The 12,199-nt window shown below is 70.8% G+C and carries 11 protein-coding genes and 1 pseudogene; 8 read left to right on the top strand and 4 right to left on the bottom strand.

Going from position 1 to position 12,199, the window contains the following annotated elements:
- Positions 1-4 precede the first annotated feature (4 nt).
- The 6 genes from ESP51_RS11330 to ESP51_RS11305 all read left to right on the top strand — a co-directional run bounded on the left by ESP51_RS11330 (position 5) and on the right by ESP51_RS11305 (position 6,611).
- Positions 5-1,261 carry an extracellular solute-binding protein gene (locus ESP51_RS11330; RefSeq protein ID WP_129521010.1) on the top strand — a complete coding sequence of 419 codons (1,257 nt, stop codon included), beginning with the start codon at positions 5-7 and terminating at the stop codon, positions 1,259-1,261.
- Positions 1,262-1,395: 134 nt separating this feature from the next.
- Positions 1,396-2,379: a carbohydrate ABC transporter permease gene (locus ESP51_RS11325; RefSeq protein WP_129521009.1), complete on the top strand. Its 984-nt coding sequence runs from the start codon at positions 1,396-1,398 to the stop codon at positions 2,377-2,379.
- A complete protein-coding gene (locus ESP51_RS11320; protein WP_338420346.1) occupies positions 2,376-3,323 on the top strand; it encodes a carbohydrate ABC transporter permease in 948 nt (315 codons plus the stop codon). The genes ESP51_RS11325 and ESP51_RS11320 overlap by 4 nt, the downstream gene beginning before the upstream one ends.
- Positions 3,320-4,918, top strand: coding sequence for a glycoside hydrolase family 3 protein (locus ESP51_RS11315; RefSeq protein ID WP_129521008.1), 1,599 nt, complete (start codon positions 3,320-3,322; stop codon positions 4,916-4,918). Before ESP51_RS11320 ends, ESP51_RS11315 begins: the two co-directional genes overlap by 4 nt.
- A complete protein-coding gene (locus tag ESP51_RS11310; RefSeq protein ID WP_129521007.1) occupies positions 4,915-5,841 on the top strand; it encodes an ROK family protein in 927 nt (308 codons plus the stop codon). The genes ESP51_RS11315 and ESP51_RS11310 overlap by 4 nt, the downstream gene beginning before the upstream one ends.
- A complete protein-coding gene (locus ESP51_RS11305; protein WP_129521006.1) occupies positions 5,826-6,611 on the top strand; it encodes a glucosamine-6-phosphate deaminase in 786 nt (261 codons plus the stop codon). The genes ESP51_RS11310 and ESP51_RS11305 overlap by 16 nt, the downstream gene beginning before the upstream one ends.
- A gap of 36 nt (positions 6,612-6,647) precedes the next feature.
- Here ESP51_RS11305 and ESP51_RS11300 read toward each other — a convergent pair whose 3' ends face one another.
- Positions 6,648-7,241: a TetR/AcrR family transcriptional regulator gene (locus ESP51_RS11300; protein ID WP_164990494.1), complete on the bottom strand. Its 594-nt coding sequence runs from the start codon at positions 7,239-7,241 to the stop codon at positions 6,648-6,650.
- Positions 7,242-7,340: 99 nt separating this feature from the next.
- Here ESP51_RS11300 and ESP51_RS11295 point away from each other — a divergent pair, with 99 nt between their 5' ends.
- The gene (locus ESP51_RS11295) at positions 7,341-8,429 is read left to right on the top strand and encodes a hypothetical protein (RefSeq protein ID WP_129521004.1); all 1,089 of its coding nucleotides are present in this window, start codon (positions 7,341-7,343) and stop codon (positions 8,427-8,429) included.
- Positions 8,430-8,472: 43 nt separating this feature from the next.
- Here the strand turns inward: ESP51_RS11295 and ESP51_RS11290 are convergent, their stop codons facing one another.
- Complete coding sequence (locus ESP51_RS11290; RefSeq protein WP_129521003.1) at positions 8,473-8,874, bottom strand: YrdB family protein; 402 nt, start codon at positions 8,872-8,874, stop codon at positions 8,473-8,475.
- Between the two features lie 22 nt (positions 8,875-8,896).
- Positions 8,897-9,775 (bottom strand): formyltetrahydrofolate deformylase, encoded by an 879-nt coding sequence (purU, locus tag ESP51_RS11285; protein WP_129521002.1) that lies wholly within the window; start codon positions 9,773-9,775, stop codon positions 8,897-8,899.
- Between the two features lie 176 nt (positions 9,776-9,951).
- Between purU and ESP51_RS11280 the strand changes: the two genes are divergently transcribed.
- Entirely contained in the window at positions 9,952-11,244 is a 1,293-nt protein-coding gene (locus ESP51_RS11280; RefSeq protein ID WP_241843125.1) for an MFS transporter, read from the top strand.
- 257 nt (positions 11,245-11,501) lie between these two features.
- Here ESP51_RS11280 and ESP51_RS21065 read toward each other — a convergent pair.
- A pseudogene (locus ESP51_RS21065) lies at positions 11,502-12,071 on the bottom strand (hypothetical protein); the annotation flags it as partial.
- Positions 12,072-12,199: the final 128 nt, after the last annotated feature.

Below are 12,199 nucleotides of genomic sequence, written 5' to 3'. Positions count from 1 at the left end.
GACAATGAGGAAACTCGGCATTGTGGCGCTCGGCGCCGCCGCTGCCCTGACCCTTGCCGGTTGTGGCACAGGTGGTGGAGGCGAATCCGCCGACGGCGGAGAGATCACCGTCTGGGTCGTCGGCACCGACACCCCCGATGACGCCCGCACGTACCTCAAGGACACGTTCGAAGCGGAGAACGAGGGGTGGACCCTCACCGTCGAGGAGAAGACCTGGGCCGACGTCAGCGACACGTATGCTGCGGCGCTCCAGTCGAACGACTCGCCCGACGTCGTCGAGGTCGGGAACACCCAGACCGCGAGCTTCGCGGACCAGGGCCTGTTCCTGCCCATCACCGACCTCCGCGACGACCTCGGCGGCGACGACTTCCTCCCGGGTCTCGAGGAGTCGGCGACCTACGACGGCGAACTGTACGCCGTGCCGTATTACGCGGGCGGACGCATCGTGTTCTACAGCCAGCAGGTCCTCGGCGACACGCCCCTTCCCACGACGCTCGACGAGTACGTCGCCGCGGGCAAGGCGCTGAAGACCGACACCCGCTCGGGAATCTGGGCGCCGGGTCGCGACTGGTACAACGCCCTTCCCTACGTCTGGGCGCACGGCGGCTTCATCGCCGAGCAGGACGGCGACGAGTGGACGGCCGGATTCTCCAGCGAAGGCGGCATCGAGGGCCTGACGCAGTTGCAGGACGTCTACCTCACTGCGTCGATCGCGGCGAAGGACGGCGATGAGACCGACCCGCAGGTTCCGTTCTGCGCCGGTGAGACCGCGTTCCTCTCGGCGCCCGCATGGGTGCAGTGGAGCATCACGGCTCCGGCCGACGCGGAGGCGCCGGGTTGCCCCGACACCTTCGGCTCCGATCTCGGCGCGTTCCCGCTGCCCGGGCTCGAGGCGGGCGAGACCGCTCCGATCTTCGCCGGCGGCTCGAACATGGCCGTCGCCACGAAGAGTGCCAACCCCGAGCAGGCGAAGGCGGCCCTGGCCATCATCACCTCGTCGGAGTACCAGGAGATCATGGCGGAGAACGGCCTGACCCCGGGCATCATCTCCGCTGCCGCTGCGCTGCCCGACACCGAGATCGCGAAGGCCCAGGCCACCGCGCTCGAGAACTCGAAGGTCACCCCGACGACGCCCAAGTGGGCCGAGGTCGAGGCCGCGCAGATCATCCAGGAGGCGCTCGTGAAGATCGCGCAGGGTGGCGACGTCGCAACCATCGCCGCCGAGCTCGACGCGCAGATCGAGGAGATCCTCAACGGCTGATCCGTTGAGCCAGGCGAGGGGCGGAAGGCCCACGGGTCCCCGCCCCTCGTCCATCCCGGCGGCACCGCGTCCGCACGCACGACGTACCATCATTCCCACCGCGACCCCCGCGGTGCCCATCCAGGGAGCAGCCGATGAGCGCAACCCTCACCGAGCCTGACGCAGCGCCGCGCACGCCCAGCTCACGACCGCCCGGCATCCCCGGAACAACTTCGGCCGGTCGCCGCAGGAAGCGCCAGCCGATCACCCCATGGCTCCTGCTCGCGCCGAGCATCGTGCTGCTCGGCGTCATGGTGGTCTATCCCTCGATCGTCATGGTGATCAACTCGTTCACCAACCTCGAGATCAAGAACAAGATGCTCGGCACCCCGGCCGACTTCGTGGGCTTCGACAACTACATCGAGGTCTTCACGAAATCGGACTTCCCGGCGGTGCTCGCCCGGAGCCTCGGCCTCATGGTCGTGCTGACCGCGCTGATCATCGTCGGCGGCATGCTCATCGCGCTGCTGATGACGAAGCTCGCAAAGGGATGGCGCCTGCTCGTCTCGATCGGCCTCCTCCTCGCGTGGGCGATGCCGCCACTGTCGGCCACGGTCGTCTGGGGCTGGATCTTCGACACCCAGTACGGGCTCGTCAACTGGTTCCTGAACACCCTCACCGGCACGAACGACTTCAACAGCCACTCGTGGCTCATCGACCCGTGGTCGTTCATGATGGTGCTCACGATCATCATCGTCTGGCAGGGCATCCCGTTCGCGGCCTTCACGTTCTACGCCGGCCTCAGTCAAGTGCCCGACGAGGTGCTCGAGGCCTCACAGCTCGACGGCGCGAACGCGAGGCAACGCTTCCGGCTGATCGTCATGCCGTACCTGCGGAACGTCGTCACCGCGGTGCTCGTGCTCGAGACCATCTGGAACCTGCGCATCTTCACCCAGGTCTACGCACTCCAGCAGCAGGGCGGCATCGCCTCGGAGACGAACGTGCTCGGCACCTACCTGTTCCGCCAGGGGCTCGGCGAGTTCGGCGTCACCGCCGCGATCGGCGTCTTCATGGTGATCCTGCTCATGGGGATCTCGTACTTCAACGTCCGCAACACCCTGAAGGAGGAGGAGCTGTGAGCACGCAGATCACCCCCGCCGTCCAGCGCGCAGAGGAGCCCGCCCGCACCGACCTCGGCATCGTCGGCACGCGTGCACTGCGCGGTGCCCGGCGTCCGGGCGGGAAGCGCCTCAGTCGCGCCGGCTACGCCGCCATCGCGATCGTCGTCTTCGTCTGCTCGGTCTTCCCCGTCTACTGGATGGTGAACATGTCGTTCACCCCGCCGAACAAGATCATCAGCCGCAATCCGAGCCTCCTCCCGCTCGAGTTCACCTGGAAGAACTACGTCACCGCGTGGACCCGCGAGGCCGCGCCCGGTCAGACCGACTTCCCGCACGCCCTCGCCTCGAGCCTCGGCGTGGCCATCACGGTCGTGATCGTCTGCGCGCTCTTCGCCTTCCTCGCCTCGATCGCGATCGCCCGGTTCGCCTTCCGCGGCCGGATCGTGTTCATCGTGAGCGTGCTCGTCGTGCAGATGGTGCCGGGCGAGGCCATGATGTTCACGATCTACAACATGGTCGACGACTGGCGGCTCATGAACACGCTCGTCGGCTTGTTCATCGTGCACCTGGCATCCGTCGTGCCGTTCACGATCTGGACCCTCCGCGGCTTCGTCAAGGGCGTGCCGGCCGACCTCGAAGAGGCGGCACAGATCGACGGATGCACCAAGCCGCAGGCGTTCTGGCGGGTCACCTTCCCGCTGCTCGCGCCTGGGCTCGTCTCGACGGGCATCTTCGCGTTCATCCAGAGCTGGAACGAGTTCCTGATGGCGCTCCTCTTCCTGAAGGGCTACAACCTCACGCTCCCGCCGTGGCTGAACTCGTTCCAGTCCGCGACCGAGGCGACGAACTGGGGCGCGGTGATGGCCGGTTCGACGCTCATCGCGTTGCCCGTCGTCATCTTCTTCCTCTTCGTGCAGGGCCGGATGACCGGTGGACTCGTGAGCGGGGCCGTCAAGGGATGACCGCGCTCGACGAGACCGGCGCGGGAACCGACCTGCGCCGGGACATCCTCACGACACTGCTTCCGGGTTTCGCCGGCGCGGAGGTGCCCTCGTGGCTGCTTCGCCGCCTCGCCGACGGCCTCGGCGGCGTGTGCGTCTTCGGCCCCAACATCCGCTCAATGGAGCAGTTGCGTGCCATGAGCACCGCGCTGCGCACGGCGAACCCGCTCGCGATCGTCGCGATCGACGAGGAGGGCGGCGACGTCACGCGGTTGTTCTACGACCGCGGGGCGCCCTATCCGGGCAACGCCGTGCTCGGCCGTGTCGACGATCCCGAGCTCACCGCGCGCGTGGCGCGAACGGTGGGGGAGGCGCTGCTGGCGACGGGATGCACCGTGACCTTCGCCCCCGACATCGACGTCAACTCCAATCCCGACAACCCGGTGATCGGGGTGCGGAGCTTCGGCGCCGACCCCGAGCTCGTCGCGCGGCACGCCGACGCGTGGACCCGGGGCCTCCAGGAGACCGGCATCGCCGCGAGCGCGAAGCACTTCCCGGGTCACGGCGACACCGCGACCGACTCGCACCTCGCACTGCCCGTCGTCGACGTGCCGCTCGAGACGCTCCGCGAGCGGGAGCTCGTGCCGTTCCGCGCCGCGATCGCCGCGGGCACGCGCACGATCATGACCTCGCACATCCTGTTGCCCCAGCTCGACGCCGACAACCCGGCGACCCTCTCGCCGCGCATCCTGCAGGGCCTGTTGCGGGGCGAGCTCGGATTCGACGGTGTCATCGTGAGCGACGCGCTCGACATGCGCGGTGCGAGCGGCACGCACGGAATCCCCGAGGCCGCGGTTCGGGCCCTCGCCGCCGGGTGCGACCTGCTCTGCATCGGCACCGACAACACCGACGCGCAGCTCGACGAGCTCGTCGCCGCCGTCGGGCACGCGATCGCCTCCGGGCGGCTGCCGGCGGAGCGCGTGCGCGACGCGGCACGACGTGTGCGCGAGCTCGGCGCGACCGCGCCGCCGGTGAGCGAGCTCCCGGTGTTGCCGCCGTCGATCGAGCCAGAGCGCGACGGCCGGGAGCTCGCCAGGGTCATCGCCGCGTTCGAGGTGACGGATGCTGCTCGCGCGCGCCTGGCCCGATCCGCGCGCATCGGCACAGTGGTGCGGATCGACACCGTCGCGAACATCGCCGTCGGCGTCGCGCCGTGGGGACCCTTCGCGGCGGAGGCGCTCGCGGGGGATCCCTCGTGGCTCCGCGAGGCCGAGGTCGTGACGGTGTCGGCCGAGCGCGAGCTCGCGGGCCCGTCTGCCCTCGCCGGGACCGTGCTCGTCGTGGGCAAGGACCTGCACCGGCATCCGTTCGCCCGTGCCGCGATCGAGGCGCTGCGCACCGTGCGCGACGACGTCGTGACGATCGACCTGGGCTGGCCGTCGAACGATCGCGCCTTCGCCGACGTGGCGACGTTCGGCGCGTCGCGGCTCCTCGGCGAAGCGGTCGTGGAGTTCGTGGCGGCCTTGCTCGCGGCCACGCCCGCCACGCCCGCCACGCCCGCCACGCCGGCTCAGCCGGCCACGCCGTCCCCGCAGTCTGTGGCGGAGGTGCCGTGAGGCTCGGCATCGACATCGGGGGCACGAAGACCGCGGCGGTCGCGATCGGCGCCGACGGCGAGCTCACCGACCAGGTGCGGATGCCGACCGGGTTCGGCGCCGAGGCGGTCGTCGCGACGGCGCTCCGCACGGTGGAGCGGATGACCGAGCTGGCGGGCGTGGGTGCCGCGTCGTTCATCTCGATCGGCATCGGCATCCCCGGCGCCGTCGACAGCGACACGGGCAGGGTCGCCCACGCCGTGAACCTCGGGCTCGAGGGGCTCGACCTCGGCTCGCGTCTCTCCGACACGCTCGGCGTCGAGGTTCGCGTCGAGAACGACGTGAAGGCGGCGGCCGTCGGCGCGCACCACCTGCTCGGCGTCGCCGACGGCATCCGGGCGCACTCGATGGCCTACCTCAACCTCGGCACGGGCCTCGCGGCCGGCATCGTGCTCGACGGGCGACTGCTGCGCGGCGGCCATGGCGTCGCCGGCGAGATCGGCCACCTCCCGGTCGACCCCGGCGGAGTCGTGTGCGGGTGCGGCCAGCGTGGCTGCCTCGAGACGTTCGCCTCTGGCTCGGCGATCGCCCGGATGTGGCCGACCGCGCACGCGCTGCCCGCGCGGGCGCTATTCGACGCCGCCGATGCCGGCGACGAGCGCGCGATCGAGGTGCGTGAGCGGTTCCTCACCGGTGTTGCGGCGGCCGTACGGCTGCTCGTGCTCACGACCGATGTCGACGACGTCGTGATCGGCGGCGGGCTCTCCGCGCTCGGCGGTCCGCTCCTGGCCGGCACTCGCCGTATTCTGGGCGAGTGGGCCCTCGACTCGGCCTTTCTCGCTTCGCTCGACCTCGCCGCACGGGTGCAGGTCATCCCGTTCGGATTTCCCGCGGCCGCCGTGGGTGCCGCCCTCGTAGGAGAACACCAATGGCTGAAGTCGTGATCGTCGCCGATGCGGATGCCGCAGGGGCCGTCGTCGCCGACGCGATCGTCTCCCTCATCCGTTCCAAGCCCGACGCGGTGCTCGGCCTCGCGACCGGCTCGACGCCGCTCGCGAGCTACCGTGCGCTCGCGCGTCGCATCACCGACGACGGCATCGACGTGCGGGGTGTGCGCGGATTCGCGCTCGACGAGTACGTGGGGCTGCCGGCGGGGCATCCCGAGAGCTACCGCGCCGTGATCACGCGCGAGGTCGTCGAGCCGCTCGGCCTGACCCCCGAGCTGGTGCGCGTGCCGCATGGCGACCCGGCGACCATTCGCACCGCCGGCGACGACTACGAGCGTGCGATCACCGCCGCAGGCGGAGTCGACCTGCAGATCCTCGGCATCGGCCGCTCGGGCCACATCGGCTTCAACGAGCCGGGCTCGTCGCTCGCCTCGCTCACACGAGTGAAGACCCTCACCGAATCGACGCGGCTCGACAACGCGCGCTTCTTCGACTCGCCCGACGACGTGCCCATGCACTGCATCACCCAGGGAATCGGCACGATCCTGCGCGCCCGGCACCTCGTGCTCCTCGCGTTCGGCAAGGCCAAGGCGCACGCCGTGGCCGCCGCGGTCGAGGGCCCGGTCTCGGCGAGCCAGCCGGGTTCGGCGATCCAGCTGCACCCGCACGCGACGGTCATCGTCGACGAGGCCGCGGCATCCGGGCTCGCCAATCTCGACTACTACCGGCACGCCTGGGCGCACAAGCCCGACTGGCAGGGCATCTGACCCGAGCGGATGCCGCCGCGGCATCCGCCGGCCCACTCAGTGGGGGAGCGCCTCGGGGAGGGCGGCGAGGTACGCCTCCTCGTCGAAGCCGGCGATGATGGCGCGCTGCACCATGAAGCCCGGCCCGACGCCCATCACGACGGGGGTGAGGCGAGCGGCCCAGGCTTCGGGATCACCGTCGACACGGCCGGGCTCGGCTGCCGCCCACGCGGCCAGGCTCGCGTGCACGGTCTCGCGAAGGCGGCCGAAGATGCCCTGGACGAGGTCGAGGATGTCGGGGTCGACGGCCGCCTCGGCCCAGAGCTGCAGGATGATGCCCGCGAACGGTTCGCGGCGCATGCCGTCGAGGAGAGTCGCCATCACCTGCCCGGGGGAGAGCGGCTGGTCGGCGGCGCCACTGCGCGCATCGAGCTCACCGCGCCGGGTATCGAGCACGCGGCTCGCCACCGCCGCGAAGAGCTCCTTCTTGCCCGCGAAGTGCCCGTAGATGGCGCCGGCAGAGAGCCCGGACTCGTCGATGATGTCGGCCATGGACGTGCGCTGGTACCCCTTGACGGCGAAGCAGCGCAGTGCGGCATCGATGATCTCGTCGCGACGTGCGGTGCGGTACGCCTCGGTGACCTTCGGCATCTCGACCCCTTCCGCAAACCGAACGCTCGTTCTTGACAAGCATAGGGCGGGTCTCTCACACTGATAAAGAACGAACATTCGTTTTTTTGGAGGAGTGAAATGATCCACACGGATGCCACGACGGCACACACTCCGATCGTCCGGGTGCTCGCGCTCGGCGTCGCCCTCGCGGCCGTGGTCGCGATCGTCGTGCTGGCCTTCTCGTGGCCGGCAGTCACCGCCGACGCGAAGAACCTGCCGATCGCGATCACCGGCCACGCCGAGGCGGTCGCGGCCGCCGAAGCCGCCGTCGACGACTCGGCGCCCGGCGTGATCGCCTTCGAGGAGGTCGACGATCGCGACGCGGCGGTCTCCGCGATCGAGACGCGCGAGGCCTACGGCGCCATCGTGCTCGGCCAGGAGCCCGAGGTGCTCACGTCGTCGGCCTCGAGCCTTGTCGTGAGCCAGTTGCTCGGCGGCGTCGCGGCGCAGCTCCAGGCGGGCGTGAACGCGCAGGCCCAGGCCGCGGCATCCGCTCAAGGCGTCCCCGCACCCCCGCTCATCGAGGTGGCCGTGACCGACGTCGTGCCGCTCGCCGAGAGCGACGAGCGGGGCACGGGCCTCACGTCGGCGATGTTCCCGCTCGTGCTCGGCGGGCTCCTCGGAGGGATCGTCGTCTCCCTCACCGTGATCGGGGCGATGCGGCGCGTGCTCGCGGTCGTCGTCTACTCGGCGATCGGCGCGCTCGTGCTCACGGGAATCCTGCAGGGCTGGTTCGGCTCGCTGCAGGGCGACTACTGGGCGAATGCCGCGGCGATCGCGCTCGCCCTCGCCGCGATCGCGGCGCCGATCACCGGCTTCGCCGCGCTCATGGGACGCGCCGGAATCGGGGTCGGTGCGATCGTCATGATGCTCGTGGCGAATCCGATCTCGGCCGCCGCACTGCCGAAGGAGTTCATCGCGGAGCCATGGGGCGAGGTCGGCCAGTGGTTCCCGCCCGGTGCGGCAGCGACCCTCTTGCGTGAGCTGTCGTACTTCCCGGCCGCCGACCCGGCGTTCCCGTGGCTCGTGCTCGCAGCGTGGGCGGCGGGTGGCATCCTGCTCTCGGTCGTCGGCCACTTCCGCACGGCTGGCGGCGCGGAACCTGATGCCGAGGCATCCGTCGCCCGCGTCGCCGAACCCGATGCCGAGGCACGCGTCGTCGTCTGACGGCTGACGGCTGACGTCGGGCGTGGTCAGCCGCTCACGGGCTTCAGGCGAGCTGCCTGCGGCCGTTCAGGATGCCGCTGACGGCGGCCGTCACGGCGAACACGATCGCCACGACGGCCTGGCCGAGCATCCACCATCCGATCGCCGCCGACGAGAACACCGCGATCTCGACGAGGGCCTTGCCGAACACGTCGATGCGGAACACCGCCTTCGGCGAGACGAAGAGCGCCCATACGAGGATCGCGAGTGCGGGAGCGCCGAGGCCCACGAGCACGCCGGGCCACGGGAGGGGGAACGCCATGAAGCCCCAGATGCCGAGCGAGACGAACGCGAAGAGCTCGAGGAAGAAGCGGAGGATGTCGTTCGGCCCGATTCTCGGCTCGGTTCGCTCGGTTCGCTCGGTTCGCTCGGTTCGCTCGGTTCGCTCGGTTCGTGCTTCGGTCATCGGGCCAGTTTACCGGCGCAGCTCAGCGGAAGATGATCGTGCGGGCGCCGTCGACGAGCACCCGGCGCTCGGCGAACCACTTCACCGCCTGGCTGAGCGTGCGGCTCTCTTCGTCTTGCCCGATGGCCACGAGCTCGGCCGGGCTGCGCGAGTGATCGACGCGCACGACGTTCTGCTCGATGATCGGACCCTCGTCGAGATCGCTCGTGACGAAGTGCGCGGTCGCGCCGATGAGCTTCACGCCGCGCGCATGCGCCTGGCGATACGGATTCGCGCCCTTGAACCCCGGCAGGAACGAGTGGTGGATGTTGATGCACCGGCCCTCGAGCGCCGCGCAGAGCTCGGGCGAGAGGATCTGCATGTAGCGGGCGAGAACCACGAGCTCGATGTCGTGCTCGTCGACGGCCTCGAGCACGCGGGCCTCGAACGCCGCCTTCGCCTCTGGCGACGTGACCGCCGCCGATTCGAACGGCACGCCGTAGAAGTCGACCAGATCGCGCAGCGTGCCGTGGTTCGAGAGCACGAGCGGGATCTCCACGGGCAGCTGCCCGGCCCGCTGGCGGAACAGCATGTCGTTCACGCAGTGGCCGGCGGTCGACGCGAGCACGAGCGTACGCAGCGGCCGCCCCACCTCGTCGAGATGCCACGACATGTTCCATCGATCGGTGACCGGCGCGAGCGCCTCCTCCAGCTCGGAACGGCCGGCGGGCGACTCCACCTGCAGGCGCATGAAGAAGCGCCCGGTGTCGAGGCTTGTGAACTGCTGGCTCTCGGTGATGTTGCCGCGGGCCGCGACGATCGCCCCGCTCACCGCGTGCACGATGCCGGGACCATCGATGCAGCTGAGGGTCAGCACCCAGTGGAACAAGTGGGTGGGCGCTGCTGGGGCTTGGGTGGTCATCCGCCCAGATTACTGCGTCGGGTACACTGATCTCGGTCGTCGGTTCTCGTGCGGCCCTGGGCGCGCACATGAGCGCGTAGTCGGCCCGCGGCGGTGAAGCATCCCGCGCCGGGTAACGCCGTCGGAGAGACCTCCGTACGTCCGTCATCACATCCGCGCGCTCGCGCGCGCCACGATTGCCCTGGCCTGGGCTGCTCGCCCTCGCCGCGGCCGTCTTCCTCTCGATCACCACCGAGATGCTGCCCACCGGGCTGCTGCCCGAGATGAGCGCCGGCCTCGGCGTCGCCGAACCGCTCGTCGGCCTGCTCGTCTCCGTGTTCGCGTTCGCGGTCGTCGTCACGAGCGCGCCGCTCACGGCCTTGACGAGCCGGATGCCGCGACACGGACTCCTCGTCGCCGTGCTCGTCGTGCTCGGCTGCTCCACACTGGCATCGGCGCTCGTGTCCGAATACTGGATGCTCGTCGTGGTGCGCATCGCGGGCGGCATCGCCCATGGCGTGTTCTGGGCGCTCGTCGCGGCCTATGCCGCGCGGCTCGTGGGGCCTGCCCAGATCGGGCGGGCCGTCGCAGTGACCCTCGGCGGTGGCACGCTCGCGCTCGTGGCGGGCGTGCCGGCGACGACCGCGCTCGGCCAGCTGCTGGGCTGGCGACCCGTGTTCGCGATCGTCGCTGCGCTCACGCTCGGCGGCGCCCTGCTCGTGTGGCGGATCCTGCCGAGGGTCGACTCCGCCGGGTCGCCGGCCGCGGCGGCGCGCTTCCGGCTGGGCGACCCTGGGCTTCGACCGGTGCTCGTCGTCTGCGCGGTCACGGCCGTCACGATGCTCGGCCAGTACGCCGTGTTCACCTACGTCAGCCCGCTCCTCATCGTCGTGCTCGGGTTCGACCCCGGTCTCGTCGGGCCGCTCCTGTTCGTGTACGGCGTCACGGGAGCCGCGGGGCTCGCGGTCACGGGCTCTGCGATCGCCCGCAACCCCACGCGCGCGATCGTGGCGGCGATGGCGCTCGCCGCGGCAGCGCTGCTCGCGCTCGGGGCGTCCCTCGGCGACGTGCCCTCGCTCATCGCCTTCGCGGTGTGGGGACTCGCCTTCGGGGCGATCCCGCCGCTCTTGTACACCCGGTTGCTGCACGCCACGCCCGAGAGCCACCGCGATGCCGCGAGCGCGCTCTACACGACGGCGTTCAACATCGGCATCGGCGGCGGCGCGCTCGTGGGCGCGGTCGTCTTCGGATGGATCGGCGTGCAGGTGCTGCCGTTCCTCTACGCCGCGGTGCTCGTCGTGGCCGCGCTCGTCGTGATGCAAGCCGCCGGGCGTGGCCGGGTGCGGGCTCAGCCGGCGGGGATCACGGGCGGCACCGAGACGAGGTCGATCCCGTTGGGAGTGGTGCCCGGCACCCCGCCGAGCAGGTCGTCGGCCATTCCGGAGATGGTCGCGGCCGCGGCCGGCCCGACGCGTGCGTCGACCGCGTAGCGCACTTCCACCGTTCGCGAGCTGTCGAGCGGCGGGATGATCCACACTCGGGCCTCCCCGCGGCGGTCGAGCGTGCGCGTGAACCACGGACGCGAGTCGATGAGCACCTCGATGCCGGTCGACGGCACCCCCTCGAAGTCGGCGCGGTTGAAGAGGAGCGGCGCGCTGTGCACCGCCATCGACGGACTCGCGAGCGACACCGGGATCGACACGCTCTCGGAGCGGTTGCCCGCGAGATCGGTCTGCGTCACGATCAGGGTCGTCGCGCCCGCGCCCAGCCCCGAGACCTCGATGCGCCAGGCTCCGGAGGTCGTATCCGCCGTCACGGTGCTGTCGCCGCCTGGTGACGCGATGAGCACCGTCGCTCCGGGCTCGGCGGTGCCACTGATGATGGGGAAGACGAGGCCGCCCACCGTGTCGACGTCAGCGACGATCGGGGGGAGGGCCACGGTGTCGACGGGATCGGGATCGGGCGTGGGATCGGGCCCGGGATCGGGTTTGGGATCAGGCGCGGGATCGGGCTTCGGATCGGGCGTCGGATCCGGTTCGGGATCGGGTACCGGCTGGGGCGCGGGGTTTGGAGACGGGCTCGGTGCAGCGCCCGGAGCCGGATTCGGGGCGGGAGCCGGCGCAGGACTCGGCGCGGGCGCTCCCGGCGGCGGCGCGACGATGCCGGGCCCGGGATCGGTGACCGGCTTGGGATCGGTGACCGGCTCGAGCGGCGGCAACGGCGCGAGCGGCACCTGCGGCTCGGGGAGCACCGGCGCGGCGGCATCCGAAGCCTCGATGATCTCGGCCGACCCGGATTCAGGATCTGCTTGTGCCATCACGGCGGGCGGCGCCGTCTGGTCGGCGGCCGAGAGCGCGGGCACGACGATGATCGCTGCGACCGCCACCGCGGCGAGCGCGAGCGCGCCGGCGCCCACGCCGATCGCGAGGCCGCTTCCGCCGACGG

Origin of the sequence: Agromyces albus (genome assembly GCF_004134825.1) — a bacterium.
GTDB classification, from domain to species: domain Bacteria; phylum Actinomycetota; class Actinomycetes; order Actinomycetales; family Microbacteriaceae; genus Agromyces; species Agromyces albus.
Note: the sequence above shows the minus strand (reverse complement) of the source record. Positions and strands in the feature narration are given on the sequence as shown.